Source organism: Pontibacter flavimaris (assembly GCF_001907195.1).
In the GTDB taxonomy this organism is placed as follows: domain Bacteria; phylum Bacteroidota; class Bacteroidia; order Cytophagales; family Hymenobacteraceae; genus Pontibacter; species Pontibacter flavimaris.
The window spans coordinates 77,838-96,077 of sequence record NZ_LVWA01000013.1; the positions used below are offsets into that span (position 1 = coordinate 77,838).

The following is an 18,240-nucleotide window of genomic DNA, read 5'->3' on the forward strand; positions in this document are numbered from 1 at the left end:
ACTATCAAGAGATTCTCCTAAACCATAATTAGATGAAGAGCCTGAGCAGCCCATGGATATATAAAAAATTTGCAGCAAGCTTAAAATGCAGGGTATTTATTAGCCTAATCCTATCATTCATATTGGTAAGCCCGGCGTACTCCACTGACGGTCTTAATCCTTCACTTAATGGGATCTGGTTGATGAATGGGTACGGGAGAATTCTCGAGATTTCAGATACCGAAGTAAAGGTTTATGACCATACCAAAATCTCCTGTACACTGAAGTTTACACTCAGGAGAGAGCATATAGACAGACTTGGAAAGTTTGAGCTTATAACACCGGACTCAATGATACGCACCTTAGGCATCACAAAATATACACTGAGGCGTATCGCGAATTTACCCCTTTCCTTTATTGGCACCGATTCAGTAGCGCTTAGAAATCCAAGATTCAATTTCGATGTATTCTGGCATACACTTGAGGAGAACTACCCTTTTTTCTACAAACGAGGAATGGACTGGCAGCAGGTTTATGAGACATACAGTGGTAAGATATCGGAGCAAACGACAGATGAAGAATTATTTTTCCTCCTTAGAGAGATAACAGACAAACTTGGAGATGAACATACTACTGTTAGGGCACCAGATGAGGTAATGCAGCAATATGAAAGCCACCGACAACCAAACAAGGATAGTACAGCAGAAGTAGAAGCTATTGAGGTTGGGGAGGTGAAGAGGAAACTGCTCCGCCACTATGTGAAGAAGCCAAAAACGTTTGGCAAAGACATGAATGGCGATGGATTACTTAGCTGGGGAATCATTAAAAGGAATGTCGGATATATTCAGCTAAACAACATGCTCTTCTTTGCTGATTACAACATACCTGATTCCCTTACAGGTTATGATTACTTATTCTCCTACCTGGAGCAGTCTGACTCAAACCCTAATTATCAGCAAGACGAGGTAAAGGGAATCAGCACCTTGCTTGACTCCATTATACAGGATTTTAGAGATACGAGAGGGGTTATTTTAGACCTACGCTTTAATTTGGGAGGCTATGATGTCGTCTCAATGGAAGTATTGAAGCGTTTCCTTAACGAAGAGACTCATCTATTCAGTAAGCGGGCCAAAACTGTTAATGGCTTCACCAAAGAACAGAAGATTACGCTACAGCCATCTCAGCATAAATATACCAAACCTATATCTCTTTTAACAAGCCACCAGACTTCGAGCGCACCTGAAACTCTTGTCCTTGGCTCCATGGCAGTCAGTCAGATTACCAGAATTGGCTCTAGCACCATGGGCATACTTTCTGACGCACTCGAGAAGAAGCTGCCAAATGGCTGGACGTTATACCTGTCAAATGAAATTTATGAAAACAGTTTGGGTCAGCACCTTGAAGGGGACGGAGTGGCTCCTCATATAGAGTTGGGATACCCTAAAGATGAGGAAGAGTTTCTAAGAAGTTTATACTATGGCCTCCGAAAAGGAGACGAGGCCATCGAACTAGCTTTGAAGCTTTCAAGAAATAAACAAACCCCTCCCCCACCCCGGAAACAAAGTATAAAATGTTCGACTACACCCTGCTGCTTGCCGTTGTTGCTGGTATTGCGCTGCTGCTCTTACTGATTTTATACTTCAGGCTACAGGCCTTCCTCTCGCTGCTCATTGCCAGTATTGCGGTGGGTTTGCTGGCGGGCATGCCACCCATGGATATCATCCTGAACATACAGAAGGGCATGGGCAGTACGCTGGGGTTTATTGCGGTGGTGGTAGGCCTCGGGGCCATGTTCGGCGCTATCCTGGAGAGCTCGGGCGGGGTGCAGTCGCTGGCAGGTTTTATACTTCGGAAGACAGGCGAGAAACGCGCTTCCTGGGCACTGGCGGCTACCGGGTTTCTGGTGAGTATTCCGGTTTTCTTTGATGTGGCCTTCGTGATCCTGGTGCCGGTGGTGTATGCCCTGCAGAAAAAGACAGGCCGCTCGCTGCTGTTTTACGGCATACCGCTGCTTGCCGGCCTGGCCGTTACGCATGCTTTCATCCCGCCCACCCCCGGCCCCGTGGCCGTAGCCGACATACTGGGTGCCGACCTGGGCATGGTGATCGCGGCGGGCTTTATGGCGGGTATCCCTGCCACCATTGTGGGCGGCCCGCTTTTCGCCAGTTTCATCGCCAAAAGGATCCATATCGAAACGCCTGCTTCTTTTATAGAGGCAGAGGCCACGCCGCAAAAGCTCCCGTCTCCTGCCATGATCCTGGGCCTGCTGGGCCTTCCCCTGCTGCTCATCCTGATGAACACCTACCTGGACAGTCCCCTAGGAGCCGCCTTACCGCTCTCTGAAGGAGTCAAAAGCTGGATCAAAATGCTGGGGCATCCGTTTGTGGCCCTTATCCTGGCCAACCTGCTGGCCTGGTACCTGCTGGGCGTGAAGCGCGGCTTCAGCCGGCAGGAACTGCTCGCCATTACCTCCAGCTCCCTTGGTCCGGCCGGACTGATCATCCTTATAACCGGTGCGGGCGGGGTGTTCAAGCAGATCCTCACTGAAACAGGGGCCGGCAAAATGCTGGCCGAGGTGATGACAAGCTACGGTCTCTCCGCCTTCTTCTTCGCCTTCCTGACGGCTGCGGCCATTCGTATCCTGCAGGGATCCTCCACGGTGGCCATGATCACGGCAGCCGGCATGACGGCCGCTTTTCTGGAGGGTGCAGCCTTTAGCGACATGCACCGCGCCCTGGTGGTGATCGCTATTGCGTCCGGGGCAAGTATACTCTCGCACGTAAACGACAGCGGCTTCTGGCTGGTGAGCAGATACTTTGGCCTGACTGAGCGCCAGACCCTCCGCTCCTGGAGCGTCATGACAACCCTGATCGCGCTGACTGGTTTCGGGATGGTGCTGCTGCTAAGTATGATCCTTTAGGAGGGTGCCCGGGTCGATAAAGTATAGTTATGGCACGGGCTATACTTCCGCTTCCCCCAGATCCCTGATTGGGTGGGCCAGGAAATCGTTTAGCGGCTTCAGGGATTGGAACCCATCCAGCACCACCTGCAGGAAATCCGGGCCTAGCACGATCTCATCAGGAAGCGGCATTACGGCGTTCCAGCTCTTAAAGCGCAGGTAATGGATGGCAGGATTATCTTTGTCGTAACCCTTGGGCGTGGTTTTCAGCTGCTCGCCCTCAATAGCGCCAAACTTCTCCCTGAACTCCTCCGACTCCACCAGCGCCCTGAACTCCTCCAGGTTATAGTCTATCTCCTGCCGCACCGCCTTCAGTTCCGGCGCCGGAGGGAACCATAATCCACCCGCTAAAAAAGACCTGTTGCCGCCTGCCAGGTGCAGGTAGTAGCCCGGAAGTATGGATTTGCGCCCTCCTTCCGCCACATAGGCGCCGAAATGATCCTTGTACGGCCGCTTGTCCTTCGAGAAGCGCACATCGCGGTAAATGCGGAACACCAGGTCCTTGCCTTGCTGGCCCCGGGCGGCGGGTTCAAACTGCTGCATCTCCTGCAACAGCTCATTCAGAAAGCCGATGTAGTTCTGGCGCGCCTGTTCGTAGCGGGACTTGTTGTCGGTAAACCACTCGCGGGTATTGTTGTCGGCCAGGTCAGCCAGGAAACGCAGTGTGCTCTTATCAATGGAGGATGCCATAGGTGTGTGAATAGATCAGCGGCGACAAATGTCATTTTTTACGGTGTGCAAAGCTACTACCTTAGTCGGAAATGAAAAAGAGGCAAGCCATGCCGGACGGTAGTCCCGCTTCGTATACTTTAATAGCTACTATACAGTTCCACATGCGCCGCTCAAGCTACATACTCTTGTTGTTCTTTTTCTTACTGACGGAGGTGCGCGCGCAGGAGCAGCTGCAACCCTACAGGCCTTACAGCAAGGAGAGGATGGAGCAGGCCCTGCTGCAGTACGAGGCCATTGCCAAGTCTGGCTGCTGGCATACTTTCCCCGACACCCTCCTGCTCCGCCCCGGCGACAGCAACCCGCTCGTTGCGCTGCTGCAGGACAACCTCCTGCTGACCGGCGATTTGCCCCTTGACTCGGCCTCCGGTGCCTTTCTTTATACTTCAGGAATAAGCACGGCCGTGCGGCACTTTCAGAGGCGCCACGGCCTGGCTGCCGACGGAGTGATTGGACCTAACACGGTGGCTGCCCTCAACGTGCTGCCCGACAAGCGGCTGGAGCAGCTGCGCATCAACCTCACCCGCTACGATTCTGTGTTCACCAGCGAGCAGGAGCCTTACGCCATCATCAATTTGCCAGAGTTTGTAATGCAGGTGGTGGACAGCGGCAGAACCATCCTGCAAATGCGCGTGATCGTGGGGAAGCCTGTCGTGAAAACGTACCCGATCCACTCGCGACTCGACATGGTGGTGCTGAGCCCATACTGGCAGGTGCCTACGTCCATTGCAGTCAAGGAGATCGTGCCCATTCTAAGGCGAAACCCGGGCTACCTAGCCAAAAAGAACATGGTGCTGGAGCAATCCGACGGCAGCGGTTGGGTGCGCATAAACCCCTGGGAGGTGGACTGGAAACGAATAACGGCAGCTAACTTCAATTACCGCGTCATACAGCTTAACGGCTCTGATAACGAGCTGGGGGTGGTGAAATTCCCGTTCCCGAACCGCCTGCCCCAATACCTCCACGACACGCAGGCCAAGCAGCTTTTCAACTACCCGAATCGCGCCTTCAGCCACGGCTGCGTCCGGCTGGAGAAACCGGTGGAACTGGCGTATTACCTGCTCGAGCGCGGCTCCGGCTATACTCCGGAGGGGGTGAGGAAGATTTGGGAGCAAGGCAGGCCCAACCACTACGTGCGCGTAAAGAAGCCCGTGCCGCTGCACATTATATACTTTACCTCCTGGGTTGATGAGCAGCTGGAGGTACATTTCAGGGATGACGTATACGGCTACGACGCTTTGCTGGGGCTGTAGGGAGTTGGGGAGTTAGAGAGTTTAGGAGTTTGAGAGTTATACTTTACAGCATGGGAAGTATGGCTGGGGTGTAATGATTCCATAAACAGGTTCGAACTGCCCTAGCTCCCGAGATGGGAACCTGCAATTGCCCCTGTTGAAGTATAAAGTATAAGTTTCATAGTAGCCTATCTCGCCCGGACAGGTCACGACCTGTCCCTACAAAGTATAATCCCAAACTTGGCCCCTTCCAGGAGAGGATTTATACTTTTCACTCTCACTGTCATCTCGAATGAAATGAGAGATCTATCTGGAATTTATAGATATCTCTCCCGAAGGTCGAGATGACAAATAAGCGGTGGGTATAGCTTATATCAAGTAACAGGAAACAGCGGCTATGGAAGACACAAGCGGACGCTTGCGCCAGGAAAAGTAGCAAGTATGGCTCATGCAAGTATGGCTTTTCAAGCCAGTCGGGTCATAGAACCGACGCCATAGTTAGGATACAAGTCTGAAGACTTGCACCATGAAGTACAAGTATAAAGTATGGCTAATGCAGTTCACAAATCCGCAGCAGGAAGGTTCCGTACAAGCATGTCCGGAACAGCGAGGTTTGATGCCCGCAAAGTATAAACTACAGCCCGAAATCGCGCAGCAGTTCCTCATCCAGATCCTCCACCTGGTCCACGTCGGAGAGGCGGGGCAGCAGGGCGTACGATAGCTTCAGGCGCTGCAGGTCCTGGATGGTTTCCGGGAAAACGTGCGCGGTGCTCCACTGCTTGTTCTGGAAAAGCTGCGGGTACAGGCAGTTCATCCCGATCAGGTAATAGCCACCGTCCAGCGCCGGACCCACCACCACATCATGGGTCTCCAGCTCTTCGTAAGCTTTCAGGATGATCTCCGGCGTGAGCTGCAGGCAATCGCTCCCGATGATCACCACCGAAGTATACCCCTCCAGGTAAGCGGCGGCAAAAGCAGCCTGCATGCGCTGGCCCAGGTCCCCGTCTACCTGCTCCCGCTTCTGGTAAATAGCATTCGGCCAGATATCATCCTTATTCACTCCGCCGACATAGTACACCAGTTTATCCATGGGTAGCGCCTGCGTTACCTGCCTGGTGTGCTGCAGCAGGTGAATGTATACTTCCAGCGCCGTTTCAGGCCCAACGGAGGCAGCCAGCCGGGTTTTCACCTTGCCCAGCTCCGGGTTGCGCACAAATAGCAGCAGTAGATTATTCTTTCCCATATACTTTCTCCCCTTTCTGCAGCCAGACACCCCATGTTCTGGAGTAGGCGTGCACTCTGTTTGTTTTTCCTTTGCTGTCATACACCGGAAGTCCCTGGTTCACCCACTCAAACAAGCCCCCGTACAGGTGGCGCACGTTGGTATAGCCGGCCGCTTTCAGCTGCTCCCCCACCCGCTCGCTGCGGTAGCCCACCGAGCAGTAAAGCACAATAGGGGCATCCTTTGGCACCTCCTGCAGCTGCTCTACCTGAAACGTCTCATAGCCCAGGAAGCGGGCGCCGGCCAGGTGGCTAACGTCGTACTCCTCCTGCTGGCGCGTATCGAGGAGCAGCGGCTTCTCGGTTTCAGAGGCCATTATGGTTTTCAACTGAACAGACTCAATGGTTGGCACCGTCTCTTTATAAAGCCCCTCCAGCATCAGCGCGTAAGACATGTCCGTGGCCTGCCCACAGGCCTGCAGCAACGTAAGCCAACAAAAGGCGCTAAACAACAGTAATTTTTTCAAAGTGATCGTCAATATAGGTATATAGGAATCTAATGTGTGCTACTCCCCTTACTGCCTGGCAGCCTTGAGGTTTCAGTTGTGTTTTCTAAAATCAAAAATATACTAGTAAATCTTTCTTAAAACCCAATCCCACCTGAATTTGTTTCTAAAGCGCAACCAAAGTATAAGCAAGGCCGCCTCAGCCTAGGCGCAGCTTGTTGCGTATATTTACATCCCAACACGACAAAGATAAAACTATGGCCATACAAACAGTAAACCCAGCTACCGGCGAAGTGGTGAAATCCTTTACCCCGCATACATCAGCAGAAGTAAAGCAGAAAATTGAGGCGGCTGAAAAAGCGTTCCGGAGCTGGCGCGACGTAAGCTTTGAGGAGCGCGCCAGGCACATGAACCGGCAGGCCGAGATACTGGAAAGCGAGGCGGAGAAGTATGGCCGCATCATTTCGCTGGAGATGGGCAAGCCGCTGAAGGATGGCATAGCCGAGGTGAAAAAGTGCGCCCTGGCCTGCCGCTACTACGCCGATAACGCCGCCGATTTTCTGGCTGACGAGGAAATAGAAACCAAGGCCGAGCGCAGCCTGATCGCCTTTGAGCCGCTGGGCGTGGTGCTGGCCGTAATGCCCTGGAACTTTCCGTTTTGGCAGGCGTACCGTTTTCTGGCCCCGGCCCTGATGGCCGGCAATGTGGGGCTGCTGAAGCATGCGTCCAACGTGCCGCAGTGTGGCCTGGCCATCGAGGAAATCGTGCGCAAGGCCGGCTTTCCAGAGGATGTTTTCCAGACCTTGCTGATCGGATCTAAGGAAGTGAATGCGGTAATCGAGCATCCGCACGTAAAGGCGGTTACCTTAACCGGAAGCGAGGGCGCGGGATCGCATGTGGCTCAAAAAGCCGGACAGGAAATAAAGAAAACGGTGCTGGAGCTGGGCGGCAGCGACGCTTTTATAGTGCTGGAGGACGCCGACCTGGAGCAGGCTTCTGAAACTGCGGTAAAATCGAGAATGGTGAACACAGGCCAGAGCTGCATTGCCGCCAAGCGCTTTATCGTGGTGGAAAGTATAGCCGATGCCTTTCTGCAAAAGTTTAAGACCAAAATGGAGAAACTGAAGACCGGTGACCCGCTGCAGGACGAGATCGACTTCGGCCCGCTGGCACGCGTGGACCTGGCTGAGGACCTGGAGAAGCAGGTGCAGGAGTCGGTGAAGCAGGGCGCTGAGGTGGTGCTGGACGGCGGCCGTGAGGGCAAAGACAGCGCCTACTTTAAGCCGATGATTTTGAAGAACGTAAAGCCCGGCATGCCTGCTTATGAAGAGGAGATGTTTGGTCCGGTGGCCGCCGTGATGGTGGTGAAAGACGAGGAAGAGGCCATAAAAGTAGCCAACGACTCCCGCTTTGGCCTGGGCGGTGCCGTCTGGACGCAGGACAGGGAGTGTGGCCTGCGCGTGGCCCGCAAAGTAGAAACCGGTGCTATGTTTGTGAACGCTATGGTGGCCTCTTCTCCGGAGATGCCTTTCGGCGGAATCAAAAAATCCGGTTACGGCCGCGAGCTCTCTTACCTGGGCATCCGCGAGTTCGTGAACCAGAAAAGTATCTGGGTGGCGTGACACTTTTTCGTTGATCGTTATTCGTTGATGGTTGTTCGACTTGCAGTACAGGCTCCGTTTACGCTGCTGTTCCGGACCTCCTGGTCCGCCTGTATCACCCCACCCCGGCCCTCCCCTTTTGTCGAGGGCCCCTACCCCCAAAACAGGGGAGGGAGTTTTATGCAGCACCGGGTTCAACCACCTCTCCTGAGAAGGAAAAGATACTTGTCCTTCTGCTGTCATCCTGAAAGGATCTTGTGGGAAGGGAGGTGAGTGAGGCCCAGACTAAGAGCTTCGAAATCCAACCACCCCTGCCCCTCCTTATCCAAGGAGGGGAATCTGTTACTGCTAGTTCTAAAGTATGAGTTGCATAGTCAAAGTATAAACACACCCATAGTCCCATCCAAGGGAACAGTCTATACTTGCTCTGCAGAAAAGCAGTAGCTAGGGAAGTATGGCTAAAGTATAAAAAGACACAAGTGGACGCTTGCGCCAGTGAGGGGATCAGCTTCGCAAGTAAAAGCAATTAACAATACCCCAAGACCTTATATACTACATACCCGGCCATCTCGTGGATGAGGTGATGCCAGCCCTCGAAAGCGACGGCGCTGGGAATAACAGTATAATCCGGCGTAAAGACCGGCTCGGAGGAGTAGAAATCGGTGGGGTAGCTGTCGAAGGTTACGCCTACTTTACGGAAGCAGCCCTCGGAGCGGCGCATGTGGAAGGCGGATGTTACCAGGAGTATTTTTTTCCAGCTGGGGTGCTGCGCCAGTACCTGGGCGGCGTACACGGCATTCTCGCGGGTATTTACGGCCCCAGTCTCTACGATGATATCTTTATCCGGCACACCGGCTAGCAGCATGACCTGCCGCAGCTGCTCTGCCTCCGGCGGCATCTCGTCCAGCAGAAAGCCTTTGCCGCCCGTGATCAGAATCTTATCCACCTTGCCCAGGCGGTAGAGCTGCAGCGTGTGCAAAAAGCGGTCGGCTCCTTTGTTGGTGTGCACGCGGTCTACGATATCGGGCTTAAAGGAAGTCACACCCGTCAGCACGACGGCCACATCATACTTGCCCACGTCGCTCACCGGCACCGGCCTTGCCTCCCAGGCGCGCCAGGCCAGGTTGCTGAAAAAGGGATTGCTGAAAAACAGCAGCATCGCCAGCGCACTGATCAGGCTAACACGGCGCCACTTAACAGACTTTAGAAAGACAGCCAGGAACAGCAATAGCAGCACCCATACCAGGGGCATCAGCAGGAAATCGAGGGTTTTGGAAAGTATAAAAAACATGGCTCAGAACAAAAGCCAAAGCAGCAGGAACACCAGCACCATGGCCAGCAAAGCGTAAAGGTCTTTGTGGAGCTTGACTTTCATCGGGGGCTTATACTTTGACGGCGGCAAGTTAGGAAAGTATGGCCAAAGTATAAAACCGCTGCATCCCCCTAAAAGAACTTGCGGAATAGCCACAACACCAGCGAGAGCAGGATGCTGAGCAGGAGCATACTCATGATGGGCGCGTAGAAGCGCATGTTCTTCTTCTCCACCCGGATGTCGCCGGGCAGGTGACCGAACCAGCTGAATTTGTCGCCGGCCAGCCATACCACCAGCCCCACTACCACCAGTATAACTCCAAGTATAACAATGGTTTTCCCGATCGGCTGCATCTGATTTCCTGTTTTATACTTTATGCTTCGAACTTTATCAGCTAAAAACCCGCCCGCACACCGATGGCAAAACTCATGATATCCCAGGCGGTGAGCGTGGGGTCTTTCACAGCCGAGGTCACGATCAAGTCATAAGTGCCTACTTCCCCATATAGCGTGAGTTGCTTTATACTTTTGCTGCCCTGGATCGGGCGGTGCAGCTCGGCTCCCAGGCCGCCGGTTACACGCAGGCTGCTGGTCCACCAGTAGTAGTTTTTGGGGTACGAGCTGTCCCAGGAGGTGGAGAACTGGTCGCGGAAGTAATAGCTCAGGCCCAGGTTCAGGCGCAGGGGCGTGAGTTTATACTTCTCATTTAGCTCCACTCTTTTAATTGGTTTGTAGATGCCCCGAATGGTGAGCAGGTGCAGCACTTCTTCGGCGTCAAACTTCGGCACAAAGCCGTAGAGCAGCTCGGCGTTCACTTTATCCTGCGCAAAACTGTAGTTGGGACCGAAGGCAAACATGCCCACGTTGCCGGCAAACTGCAGCGTTAGGGCGTCTGGTGCGTACCACTTGCGGATGGCAGTGCTGTCCTGCTGCGCCAACGTATAAAAGGGCAGGCTGAGGAGGCAAAGTATAAGGATGAGTAGTCTTGGCTTCATGATTAGATTATAACACGCTCAAAAGTCACCTCTTTCCCGATCACGGTGAAGACGATGTACTCCAGTTTCTCAGTGGCAGCTGTCTCCAGCACCGGCACCTGCTCCCCAAACGGAAAATGGTGCTTGTAGCTGTGGTTGTGCCCGTGCAGCGAGTAGGTAACGTTGTACTGGTTCATCAGCTGCCCGTAGCGCACTCCGTTCTCCTCTCCAAACTCCTTGTTGGTGGGCGGAATGTGCGAGATCACAAAGATGTTTTCATACGCCTGAGCAGCCTGCAGCTCCGCCTCCAGCCAATCCAGGTCGGGCACCTGCTGGTCAAACTCCAGGTAGTTGGTGTTCAGAAGTATGAATCTGGAATTCCCCACCGCAAAGCTGGTATCGTAATCGCCGTACATGGCCGTAAACACCTGCTTGCCGTTGTTGATGGCGTCGTGGTTGCCCACCACCGCCACGTAAGGCATCTTCAGCGTCTTAAAGTCCTGATGCACGAGCCGGAACTCCTTCGTCAGGCCGAAGTCCGTCAGGTCGCCTCCAATCACTACGAAGTCAGTATCGTCGCGCCGGTTAATGTGGGCCACCAGTTTCTCGTTCTCCTCATAAAAGCCCTGGGCATCAGCGGTAAGTATAAAGCGCAGCGTATCGGAAGGGGAAATGTTCAGGGCGTTTATCCGCTCGATGTTGCGGCCGTTGATGTTCTTCTCATCTTCTTCCAGCCTGATCTCGTAGGGGCTGTATTCAAATTCCTCGCAGGCCTGGTTGAGCAGGGCCAGCGATAAGATACCCGCAGCCAGGAAGCCGCGGCTATGCCATTTTTTTAGAGCATGCATGTTACTGTGGTGTAGTCGTTCTTCATTGGGTTTTACAGGTATCGGTTACTTATGGTTTAGCAGTTAAACAGTTTCCTGTATAGCTATACCCTGAACCGTCTGCATATAACTATAAAAGTATACTTATATGCTCACTGCTATTTGGCCTATCATCAAATTGTGTCTTTCTAACCGGCCGGCGTAGTTAATGTTTCAACTTTCATACTTTATTCAACAGCGATATAAGCCCGTGTTTAATTCGCAGATGCGGCATAAAAACGCTAAATTTGGAGTCTGATGAACATCACACTAAACTCTTAACAGCTTGAAAGTCTGCATTGCTGAGAAACCGAGCGTAGCCCGAGAGATTGCCCAGGTGCTTGGCGCCAGGACCAGGAAAGACGGCTACTTTGAGGGCAATGGCTACCAGGTAACCTGGACCTTCGGCCACTTCTGCACCCTGCGCGAGCCCGACGACTACCGCCCCGAGTGGAAGCGCTGGAGCCTCTACGACCTGCCCATGCTGCCCGACAAGTATGGCATCAAGCTGATGAACGATGCGGGCGTGAAGAAGCAGTTTAACATAATAAAGCAACTCCTCAACAATGCCGAGGAGGTGATCAACTGCGGGGATGCCGGTCAGGAAGGCGAAGTGATCCAGCGCTGGGTGCTGACCGAGGCCAAGTATAGCAAACCGTTCAAACGGCTCTGGATCTCCTCGCTCACGGAGGACGCCATCCGCCAGGGCTTTGCCAAGCTGAAGGACGGCTCCGAGTTTGATTCCCTCTACCAGGCTGGCAAGAGCCGTGCCATCGGCGACTGGCTGCTGGGCCTGAACGCCACGCGCCTGTTCACGCTAAAGTATGCCAACGGCGGCCGCCAGACCCTGTCCATCGGCCGGGTGCAAACGCCCACGCTGGCCATGATCGTGAACCGCCACCACGAGATCGCCAACTTTGTGCCCCAACCCTACTGGGAGCTCAAAACCCTATACCGCGACACCACTTTTGCCAGCACCAACGGCCGCTTTCAAAAAGAGGAGGAGGCGCAGAAGATCATGGAGGCCATCCGGCAGGATGAGCTCACCATCACCGATGTGGAGATCAAGAAAGGTACCGAAGCACCGCCCAAACTTTTTGACCTGACCTCGCTGCAGATCGAGTGCAACAACAAGCACGGCATGTCGGCCGACGAGACGCTGAAGACGGTGCAGAGCCTCTACGAGAAAAAAGTGGTCTCCTACCCCCGCGTAGACACCACCTTCCTCCCCGACGATATTTATCCCAAAATTCCGGGCATCTTAGGTGGGTTGAGCAACTACAGGCAGGAGGTGGCGCCGCTGCTGCAGAGCAAGATCCGAAAGACCAAAAAGGTCTTCAACAACAACAAAGTGACCGACCACCACGCCATCATCCCGACCGGCGATGCGGCCGGCAATCTGTATGGCCGCGAGGCCGATGTGTACGACATCATCACGCGCCGTTTCATTGCTGCTTTTTACCCGGATTGTACCGTGAGCAATACTACCGTGCTGGCTGAGTCAGCGGGCTATTCATTCCGGGTGCGCGGTAAGCAGATTCTCGATCCGGGCTGGCGCGTGCTGTACGGGGCTGAGGAGGTAAAATCATCGGACGCACCTGCCGGAAAAGAGGGTAAGGAGGAAGAGGAAACAGCCGGGGTGCTGCCGCACTTTGAGCAGGGCGAGCATGGGCCGCACGAGCCGTTGCTGGAAAAGAAAATGACCAACCCGCCCAAGGAGTATACCGAGGCTACCCTGCTGCGCGCCATGGAAACGGCCGGCCGGCAGGTGGACGACGAGGAGCTGAAGGAGGCACTGAAGGAGAACGGCATCGGCCGCCCCTCCACCCGTGCCGCCATCATCGAAACCCTCTTCAAGCGCCAGTACATCCGCAAGGACAAAAAGAAGATCATCCCTACGCAGATGGGCATCGACCTGATCGGCGTGATCAAGAACGAAACGCTCAAATCAGCAGAGATGACCGGGCAGTGGGAGCGCAAGTTGCGCCAGATCGAGGGCGGCGAGTTTAAGGCCGAGGCTTTCCTGAGAGAGCTGCAGGAGTTTGTGACCAACCTGGTGCAGGAGGTAAAGTATGACCGCGCCACTGTCACGCTGGAGCCGCAGCAGGAAGAGAAATCCATCGCTGCTAAAAGTAAAAAGACAAGTATAAAACCAGCTGAAAAGAAAGAAGCCGCCCCCACCAAAGGACTCGGTTCCTGCCCTGCCTGCCACGAAGGCCACATCCTGAAAGGTTCCAAAGCCTATGGCTGCATCCGCTTCAAAGAGGGCTGCCGCTTTCTGATTCCGATCGAGCAGCACGGCAAAGAGCTTACTGAGAAGCAGGTACAGGCCCTGCTCAGCAAAGGAAAGACACCTGCCATCAAAGGTTTCAAGAACGCGCAGGGCGAAAGCTTTGACGCTATCCTGAAGCTGGACGCCCATAACCAGTTGCAACTAGAGTTGGTGGAGAAAGCGGAAGCCAAAGACCCGTTTGCCCAGTGCCCGCGCTGCCAGCAGGGCAAGCTGCTGAAGGGTAAGGCTGCCTATGGCTGCAGCCGGTTCCGGGAGGGTTGCCAGTTTGTAGTACCCTTCGAGATGGGCGGCAAACAACTGTCGGAAAAGCAGATCGCGGCGCTGTTGCTGAAAGGCAAAACACCGAAGATCAAGGGCTTTATCTCTCAGAAAACCGGGGAGCCGTTTGATGCCTCGCTGGCGCTGAACGAGCAGTGGCAGGTAGTGTTCCAGTTTTAACCGGACCCGCTAACATCAAAAAAGGCGGCCACGATTGCTCGTGGCCGCCTTTTTATCAGGAAAAGAATAATCGCAATTACTTTACGTTAACCGTTACCTCTTTGGTGCTCAGGTTCGTGCGCTTATCGGTGGCCGCTACAACAAGCTTGTAGGTGCCCGGCGCGATGCCACTCACATTAACGGTGGTATCAAACTCCACCACGCGCTTGCCTGGTTGCATGCTGAAGTTCAGGACCGCCTTCTCGGCCGTCTCACCTCTCAGCGTAAAGTTCAGGTTCTCTACGTTGTCTTTGTCAACGGCTGTGATGTTTACGCGCAGCCCGCCTGCGGCCGTAATGGCTTGGTTTTTACCGGGGTTGTTGATGGTTAAGCTTGGCGTAGAACCATCTGGCTGCAGGCTTCCCCCCTCAAAGATATCCTCACAGGCTGTAAAAGTGACAACAGCGACCATGGAGGCGAGCAAAGTTTTAAGTTTCATAGGTAATATGACTAAAAGTATGGTGCAGCTATCGGGTAATCTGCAGTATAAATTGTACTCCTAAGCCAACCATTACCGCTGCCACCTCAAACCAACACGCCACAAAATTATATAAGTCGAAACAATAAACCTAACCCTTTACTATAAAAAATCACAATTCAACAAACAAATCCAGTACAATAAAAGCCAGCTAAATCTACACAGCAACCCTTCATTCACACATAGTTACAAGCAACAACAAAATATGGAGCATATTCTAAACAGCGTTAAACATAGTATAAATACAATTTATAAAATACCAATAATGCTTTATACTTATAAGTCCATACTTACAGGAAATTGCACCGCCTCTGCCTCGTTGGCGCGTTACTGAAGTAAAGGATTGGATTGATGTGATTGCTTGATGGAGGGTAAAGATGCCTGAGGCGATGAAAACAGGCGATAATATAACATATCATCCTGCTCGCCGTAGAAAAATACGTCGAAAGCATTTAGTATCTGATGCTTCTGCTTCCGGCACTTGCTTTGGCATGTATTCAACATCTTTAAATTAAAACGAATAAAACCTATGAGAAGCTATGAGAACTCGGGTTACAACCCGTTCAATGACAATGACAGGTCCCAGTCAAGAGGATCTGCCAGAAACTATTACTCGAACGATTACGACATGACAAACCGCAGCCGCCGCACTGGATACGACAGCTCGAACAGTGGCTACGGCAGCCGCAGATCATCTGATCTGGGCTCAGGCACAGACGCCTATTCCAGCTCAGGCTACGGCAATACATCATCGTATGGCCGCTCTGCCGGCACCGGCTCATCCAACTATGGCTACGGCTCTTCAGGCTACAACTCAGACCATGACCGCAACCGCAGCGGCAACCGCGACACCTGGGACCGTTCCAAAGACGAAGTAAAGTCATGGTTTGGCGATGATGACGCAGAGCGCCGCAGAAGAAGAGACGAAATGCGCGATCACGACAGCGATCGTTGGGGCAGCAGCAACTATGGCTCCTCTAACTATGGCCGCTCGTCGGGCTATGGCTCCGGCTCGTCTTACAGCCCAAGCTCTTCCTATGGTTCCGGCTCGTCTTACAGCCCAGGCTCTACGTACAGCAGTGGCTCTAGCTACAGCGGAAACTACGGCAGCAGCAATTACGGCAGTGGCAGCGGGTCTACAGGCTACGGAAGCGGCACCTACGGCACTGGCTATACCACCAGTAACTATGGCTCAACAGGCCGGGGCACCTCTGGCTACGGCTCATCAGGCTATGGCAGCAGCAGCTACGACAGAGACCGCTACACCTCCAGCCACGACAGGGACCGTGACGAGGACAGAGGCTTCTTCGACCGCGCCGGCGACGAGGTAAGATCTTGGTTCGGGGATGAGGAGGCGGAGCGCCGCAGAAGAATGGACGAGATGCGCGACCGCGACAGAGACCGCGACTATAACACGGGCAACCGGTATGGGAGCTCGTCTGGATACGGAAACACCTATAGCGGACCTCCCTACTCTTACGGATCATCTTCGCGAAGAGATTATGAGTGGTAGGCACACGGAGAGGCGGCCGCTTTCCAGCGGCTACCGTCGGTGAGCCTTCCTGAAAGATAGTGGCAAAAGCGCCACACAAAAGCCCCGCTACAGCTGTAGCGGGGCTTTTTGCATTTTAAGCTGGCTATATTCAAAGCTTTTTATACTTTTGCGGGCAGCAGGGCGATCCAGTATAGCCTTAGCCGCTATTTAAAAGCTTTTAATTTATACTTTATCATGAAGAAATTTATCCTCGGCATAGGCTTTTCCCTATTGGCAGGAGCAGCCAGCGCCCAGACCATGGGCGTGAAGGCCGGCCTGAACCTTGGCACCCTCCGGGGCGAGCACGCCGAAAACTATGATTACCGCCCGGGCTACACAGCCGGCATTACGGCCCGCCACGGCTTTAACGAGCTGATCGGCATTCAAACGGAGGTGCTCTATACTTCCAAAGGCTCCAAGTATACGTTTAACACCAGTGACGTAGAGACCGAGGACCGCCTGCGCCTGAACTACCTGGATATACCGGTGCTGCTGCACCTGCAGGTGAGCGGCTTGTTTTTTGAGCTGGGCCCGCAGGCATCGTTCCTGCTGAAGGCCAAGCGCATCCGGGAGGTGAGCAGGGCTAACACCACAACCACCACCGAGACCGATATCACGGATGATCCTTACCCTATTGACTTCGGCTACGCGGCCGGACTTGGCTACCGGGCGCCGAGCGGCATCGGGCTGGGCCTGCGCTACAATGGCGGCCTGAAGAATATAGACGACGAGGGTGCCTATGAAGGGCGTGAGCGCCGCAACTCCTCCTTCCAGCTGACCCTGAGCTACGTGCCGGGCTTCTAAGAAGTATAAAAGTAAAGCGCCTCCCTTACCTATGGGAGGCGCTTATCAACCAAGCCTAAACAAAAGGCACTTAGGTAGTAGTGGTTACTTTGCCGGTTACGCAGTAGATGTGGTCATACTGCTGAAAATCCTTTGCCGCTACTTTCAGGTCGCGTAACAGGCCATCCCGGATATCATACACCAACCCCCACAGCCTTGGAGCCTCCTTACTAATCCTGGCGTTCTGGATAATCGACGTTTTCGACAGGTTATGCACCTGTTCGATGATGTTGAGTTCCACCAGGCGGCGTTGGCGCTGCTCCTCATCCTTAATGTCCATCAGTTCCTGCTCGTGCAGGCGTATTACGTCCTTTATATTGCGCAGCCAGTTGTCCATTAGCCCAAACTGCTTGTTACAGGCCGCCGCAGCCACACCGCCACAACCGTAGTGGCCGCACACGATCACGTCTTTCACCTTCAGCACCTCCACCGCGTACTGCAGCACGGACAGCATGTTTATATCCGAGTGCACGACCATGTTGGCGATGTTGCGGTGCACAAATATTTCGCCCGGGCCCGTGCCGGTAATCTCGTTCACGGGCACACGGCTATCGGAGCAGCCAATGTAGAGGTAGCGCGGCTTCTGGCCATTGGCAAGCTTCATAAAGAAATCGCCATCCTCGGCCAACTTGTTGGCAACCCATTTCTTATTGTTCGCAAATATCTTCTCCATAAAGTTACGCTTACTGTATGTTTGTCCTGGTTATACTATTTATACTTCATGTAGGTCCAATTACGGCCACGTCCGTCTCCAGGTCGGCGATGCCAAGCGCTCGACCAAAGCCCTCGCTGTTTCGCCTGGGAATGACCCTGATACGCGTCAGCAGCTCCTTGAACTCGAAGGGCCTGGTCAGGTAATCGTCGGCGTCCAGGCCTGTGATCTTGTCATCGGTGGTGCCGAGCGCGGTGAGCATCAGGATAGATGCCGTGCTGTTGTGGCGCCTGATCTAGCGGCAAACGTCCAGCCCGTTCATGTAGGGCAGGATGATATCGGGGATAGGATCTCATACCCTTTCTGCAGCGCCAGCCGGACGCCCGGGCTGCCGTCGTAGGCCTGACTTACCTCGTACCCCTGCTCCCCCAGTCCCTTCTTAATAAATGAGGCTACTTTTGGTTCATCCTCGATAAGCAGTATCTTCATGTATGGCGGGTGTTTGCATGCTTGCATTAGCCTTCTGTGAGGATTAGCCTACAAATGTACAACCTACACGCCAAACCGCAACGGGACGGCAGGCAC

General features: G+C 53.6%; 18 protein-coding genes. 7 read left to right on the forward strand and 11 right to left on the reverse strand.

Annotated features, from left to right (window positions below; all coding sequences use genetic code 11):
* Positions 1 to 32: 32 nt before the first annotated feature.
* Both A3841_RS19560 and A3841_RS19565 read left to right on the forward strand, forming a co-directional pair.
* Entirely contained in the window at positions 33 to 1,610 is a 1,578-nt protein-coding gene (locus A3841_RS19560; RefSeq protein WP_073855127.1) for a S41 family peptidase, read from the forward strand.
* The gene (locus tag A3841_RS19565) at positions 1,550 to 2,899 is read left to right on the forward strand and encodes a GntP family permease (RefSeq protein ID WP_073855129.1); all 1,350 of its coding nucleotides are present in this window, start codon (positions 1,550 to 1,552) and stop codon (positions 2,897 to 2,899) included. The genes A3841_RS19560 and A3841_RS19565 overlap by 61 nt, the downstream gene beginning before the upstream one ends.
* Positions 2,900 to 2,938: 39 nt before the next feature.
* Here the strand turns inward: A3841_RS19565 and A3841_RS19570 are convergent, their stop codons facing one another.
* The gene (locus A3841_RS19570; RefSeq protein WP_073855131.1) at positions 2,939 to 3,628 is read right to left on the reverse strand and encodes a DUF2461 domain-containing protein; all 690 of its coding nucleotides are present in this window, start codon (positions 3,626 to 3,628) and stop codon (positions 2,939 to 2,941) included.
* A gap of 71 nt (positions 3,629 to 3,699) precedes the next feature.
* On the opposite strand from A3841_RS19570, the gene A3841_RS19575 reads away from it, so the two are divergent.
* Positions 3,700 to 4,920 (forward strand): L,D-transpeptidase family protein, encoded by a 1,221-nt coding sequence (locus tag A3841_RS19575; protein WP_083610457.1) that lies wholly within the window; start codon positions 3,700 to 3,702, stop codon positions 4,918 to 4,920.
* A 613-nt stretch (positions 4,921 to 5,533) separates the two neighbouring features.
* Here the strand turns inward: A3841_RS19575 and A3841_RS19580 are convergent.
* Both A3841_RS19580 and A3841_RS19585 read right to left on the reverse strand, forming a co-directional pair.
* A complete protein-coding gene (locus A3841_RS19580; protein WP_073855135.1) occupies positions 5,534 to 6,142 on the reverse strand; it encodes a TIGR04282 family arsenosugar biosynthesis glycosyltransferase in 609 nt (202 codons plus the stop codon).
* Positions 6,129 to 6,647 (reverse strand): rhodanese-like domain-containing protein, encoded by a 519-nt coding sequence (locus A3841_RS19585; protein ID WP_073855137.1) that lies wholly within the window; start codon positions 6,645 to 6,647, stop codon positions 6,129 to 6,131. Before A3841_RS19585 ends, A3841_RS19580 begins: the two co-directional genes overlap by 14 nt.
* 236 nt (positions 6,648 to 6,883) lie before the next feature.
* Between A3841_RS19585 and A3841_RS19590 the strand changes: the two genes are divergently transcribed.
* Complete coding sequence (locus tag A3841_RS19590; protein WP_073855139.1) at positions 6,884 to 8,248, forward strand: NAD-dependent succinate-semialdehyde dehydrogenase; 1,365 nt, start codon at positions 6,884 to 6,886, stop codon at positions 8,246 to 8,248.
* A gap of 505 nt (positions 8,249 to 8,753) precedes the next feature.
* On the opposite strand, the gene A3841_RS19595 is transcribed toward A3841_RS19590, so the two are convergent.
* The 4 genes from A3841_RS19595 to A3841_RS19610 form a co-directional block, all read right to left on the reverse strand.
* Positions 8,754 to 9,518, reverse strand: a complete 765-nt coding sequence (locus tag A3841_RS19595) for a YdcF family protein (RefSeq protein WP_073855141.1) — start codon at positions 9,516 to 9,518, stop codon at positions 8,754 to 8,756.
* A 152-nt stretch (positions 9,519 to 9,670) separates the two neighbouring features.
* Positions 9,671 to 9,892, reverse strand: coding sequence for a DUF2905 domain-containing protein (locus tag A3841_RS19600; protein WP_073855143.1), 222 nt, complete (start codon positions 9,890 to 9,892; stop codon positions 9,671 to 9,673).
* A 41-nt stretch (positions 9,893 to 9,933) separates the two neighbouring features.
* A complete protein-coding gene (locus tag A3841_RS19605) occupies positions 9,934 to 10,533 on the reverse strand; it encodes a hypothetical protein (RefSeq protein WP_073855145.1) in 600 nt (199 codons plus the stop codon).
* 2 nt (positions 10,534 to 10,535) lie between these two features.
* Positions 10,536 to 11,360, reverse strand: coding sequence for a metallophosphoesterase family protein (locus A3841_RS19610; protein WP_073855147.1), 825 nt, complete (start codon positions 11,358 to 11,360; stop codon positions 10,536 to 10,538).
* 304 nt (positions 11,361 to 11,664) lie between these two features.
* On the opposite strand from A3841_RS19610, the gene A3841_RS19615 reads away from it, so the two are divergent.
* Positions 11,665 to 14,109 (forward strand): type IA DNA topoisomerase, encoded by a 2,445-nt coding sequence (locus tag A3841_RS19615; protein WP_073855149.1) that lies wholly within the window; start codon positions 11,665 to 11,667, stop codon positions 14,107 to 14,109.
* Between the two features lie 76 nt (positions 14,110 to 14,185).
* Here A3841_RS19615 and A3841_RS19620 read toward each other — a convergent pair whose 3' ends face one another.
* Positions 14,186 to 14,587 carry an Ig-like domain-containing protein gene (locus A3841_RS19620; protein WP_073855151.1) on the reverse strand — a complete coding sequence of 134 codons (402 nt, stop codon included), beginning with the start codon at positions 14,585 to 14,587 and terminating at the stop codon, positions 14,186 to 14,188.
* Between the two features lie 568 nt (positions 14,588 to 15,155).
* Between A3841_RS19620 and A3841_RS19625 the strand changes: the two genes are divergently transcribed.
* Together A3841_RS19625 and A3841_RS19630 are read left to right on the forward strand one after the other, a co-directional pair.
* Positions 15,156 to 16,139, forward strand: coding sequence for an SWFGD domain-containing protein (locus A3841_RS19625; protein WP_073855153.1), 984 nt, complete (start codon positions 15,156 to 15,158; stop codon positions 16,137 to 16,139).
* A gap of 216 nt (positions 16,140 to 16,355) precedes the next feature.
* Positions 16,356 to 16,964: a porin family protein gene (locus tag A3841_RS19630; protein WP_073855248.1), complete on the forward strand. Its 609-nt coding sequence runs from the start codon at positions 16,356 to 16,358 to the stop codon at positions 16,962 to 16,964.
* 70 nt (positions 16,965 to 17,034) lie between these two features.
* Here the strand turns inward: A3841_RS19630 and A3841_RS19635 are convergent, their stop codons facing one another.
* The 3 genes from A3841_RS19635 to A3841_RS20135 are packed head-to-tail and all read right to left on the reverse strand — an operon-like array spanning position 17,035 to position 18,144.
* Positions 17,035 to 17,676: a carbonic anhydrase gene (locus A3841_RS19635; protein WP_073855155.1), complete on the reverse strand. Its 642-nt coding sequence runs from the start codon at positions 17,674 to 17,676 to the stop codon at positions 17,035 to 17,037.
* 46 nt (positions 17,677 to 17,722) lie between these two features.
* Entirely contained in the window at positions 17,723 to 17,917 is a 195-nt protein-coding gene (locus A3841_RS19640; RefSeq protein ID WP_073855157.1) for a response regulator, read from the reverse strand.
* 56 nt (positions 17,918 to 17,973) lie between these two features.
* Positions 17,974 to 18,144 carry a response regulator gene (locus A3841_RS20135; protein ID WP_139308026.1) on the reverse strand — a complete coding sequence of 57 codons (171 nt, stop codon included), beginning with the start codon at positions 18,142 to 18,144 and terminating at the stop codon, positions 17,974 to 17,976.
* Positions 18,145 to 18,240: the final 96 nt, after the last annotated feature.

What these genes read in the sequence shown, in the direction of transcription:
- A3841_RS19610 (WP_073855147.1), bottom strand. Translation starts at nt 11,360, where the DNA reads ATGCATGCTCTAAAAAAATGGCATAGCCGCGGCTTCCTGGCTGCGGGT.
- A3841_RS19565 (WP_073855129.1), top strand. Translation starts at nt 1,550, where the DNA reads ATGTTCGACTACACCCTGCTGCTTGCCGTTGTTGCTGGTATTGCGCTG.
- A3841_RS19590 (WP_073855139.1), top strand. Translation starts at nt 6,884, where the DNA reads ATGGCCATACAAACAGTAAACCCAGCTACCGGCGAAGTGGTGAAATCC.
- A3841_RS19625 (WP_073855153.1), top strand. Translation starts at nt 15,156, where the DNA reads ATGAGAAGCTATGAGAACTCGGGTTACAACCCGTTCAATGACAATGAC.
- A3841_RS19605 (WP_073855145.1), bottom strand. Translation starts at nt 10,533, where the DNA reads ATGAAGCCAAGACTACTCATCCTTATACTTTGCCTCCTCAGCCTGCCC.
- A3841_RS19575 (WP_083610457.1), top strand. Translation starts at nt 3,700, where the DNA reads ATGAAAAAGAGGCAAGCCATGCCGGACGGTAGTCCCGCTTCGTATACT.
- A3841_RS19570 (WP_073855131.1), bottom strand. Translation starts at nt 3,628, where the DNA reads ATGGCATCCTCCATTGATAAGAGCACACTGCGTTTCCTGGCTGACCTG.
- A3841_RS19630 (WP_073855248.1), top strand. Translation starts at nt 16,356, where the DNA reads ATGAAGAAATTTATCCTCGGCATAGGCTTTTCCCTATTGGCAGGAGCA.
- A3841_RS19580 (WP_073855135.1), bottom strand. Translation starts at nt 6,142, where the DNA reads ATGGGAAAGAATAATCTACTGCTGCTATTTGTGCGCAACCCGGAGCTG.
- A3841_RS19560 (WP_073855127.1), top strand. Translation starts at nt 33, where the DNA reads ATGAAGAGCCTGAGCAGCCCATGGATATATAAAAAATTTGCAGCAAGC.
- A3841_RS19640 (WP_073855157.1), bottom strand. Translation starts at nt 17,917, where the DNA reads ATGCTCACCGCGCTCGGCACCACCGATGACAAGATCACAGGCCTGGAC.
- A3841_RS20135 (WP_139308026.1), bottom strand. Translation starts at nt 18,144, where the DNA reads ATGAAGATACTGCTTATCGAGGATGAACCAAAAGTAGCCTCATTTATT.
- A3841_RS19620 (WP_073855151.1), bottom strand. Translation starts at nt 14,587, where the DNA reads ATGAAACTTAAAACTTTGCTCGCCTCCATGGTCGCTGTTGTCACTTTT.
- A3841_RS19635 (WP_073855155.1), bottom strand. Translation starts at nt 17,676, where the DNA reads ATGGAGAAGATATTTGCGAACAATAAGAAATGGGTTGCCAACAAGTTG.
- A3841_RS19595 (WP_073855141.1), bottom strand. Translation starts at nt 9,518, where the DNA reads ATGTTTTTTATACTTTCCAAAACCCTCGATTTCCTGCTGATGCCCCTG.
- A3841_RS19600 (WP_073855143.1), bottom strand. Translation starts at nt 9,892, where the DNA reads ATGCAGCCGATCGGGAAAACCATTGTTATACTTGGAGTTATACTGGTG.